Annotated in this window: 1 protein-coding gene; it reads right to left on the reverse strand. The window is 56.1% G+C overall.

Features of this window, described 5'->3' with window-relative positions; translation table 11 throughout:
* Positions 1-71: 71 nt before the first annotated feature.
* Positions 72-1,316, reverse strand: coding sequence for a primase-like DNA-binding domain-containing protein (locus AUR66_RS15690; protein ID WP_231727925.1), 1,245 nt, complete (start codon positions 1,314-1,316; stop codon positions 72-74).
* Positions 1,317-1,427 lie beyond the last annotated feature (111 nt).

Below are 1,427 nucleotides of genomic sequence, written 5' to 3' on the forward strand. Positions count from 1 at the left end.
GCTGTGTTTGTCGTAACACCCGCGCTGAATGCGGTGCAAGCGGAATAGAAGCGCTGTACCGTGCGATTTCGCTATTCACTAATTTCCTCCGAATCGCGGAGTGAAATCCCCAAATAGTAGACTGTCGACTCACCATTTGGGTGCCTCGTTTCCCGTTCAAATTCTATCTGATTGCTGAGACGGCGGCCAAACCAATTCTTCGAATCGACGGTTGCGTTCCGTTTCTCAGCCCACGTTTTGTACTGCTCATACACGTCTGCTGACTTGACTGCATTCCCTTCATCGACCACTAAACACTCCTTCGCAAACTGTTCGGCGACGAGGTTGGGATCATCTCTCCAACCCACATCAAGATCGGGAACAGTCGCATCACCAGTCTCCTCGGATTCGGTTGGCTGTTGGTCGTTAGCAGAGACAACCGACGTATCGAGAAGGGTCTCAAGTGGCTTTGTAGAGGTGTTCTCATAGATGACCGGTTCGTCATTGTCACGGAGAATGACGATTGCATAGCTGTCTGTGCCGTACGTCGGGTTCGTCAACTCCGCTGCAGGGATGAACGGCTTCTTGATTGTCACCCAATCAGCCTCGAGTGCGTCCTTCGATTCGTAGACGTGAATCTCGCCACGCTCATAGACGAGATACTCCTCCACCGGGTGGTCGTAGCTGTAAGTTGCAGGCACACGGTTCTTGCTGACTTCGTCCCACGAAGCAAGACGGAGATGTTCTGTGCCACTGCCATCGCAGAGAACGATTGAACCACCTTCTCGGGTCCACACAGAACGTCTTGTATCATCCTCTCCGCTTGGAGGCCGGACTGCCGTTACACCACCCTCTTCGGTCGCACCTCCGTTGAACGTCAACGGCGAGTCGTGCGTATAGAACCGCGTCTCACCGTTCGCGAGCTGGCGAACTGGAGGCGAGAGGACTCGGTCGAGCCGCTCGGCCCAGTAGGTCTCTGTCTCACCTGGTCGAACCACAAAGAGCGGAACTGCGTTCTCTTCTTGGGCCTTCTGGAGGTTCGTGAGTACCTTCGCTGGGTTCTTCGGGGTTGTCGTCTCGGCCTCAATTGCGAGCGGAGCTTCGAGGTCTGGATGGGTAGCTCTCGCGTCCGGTTTCTCACTGCCGTCTTGGGTGAGAATCGAGACGGTAAAGCCCAACGGCGACAACGCTTGTTCGATTTCGAGGAGTGCATCGTCGTGGTCGCGTCCACCGGCAGAGCGCACATCACCCGTATTGGGTTCGGCTACGGATTCACCCGCCTCTGTAAGTCGGACGATGAGTTCGTCGGCGTCGATATCGACCGTGGTGTCGAGCAAGCGTGAGCGCTTGCGAATCTCGGTGAGTTCCTCGTAAGCGGGTGGCTCTGCCTCGACTCGCTCGTACAACTCCCGGAGTGTCTCGTCAACCGTCTCGACGCCGACCCACTC

Source organism: Haloferax profundi, assembly GCF_001469865.1.
Lineage (GTDB): Archaea > Halobacteriota > Halobacteria > Halobacteriales > Haloferacaceae > Haloferax > Haloferax profundi.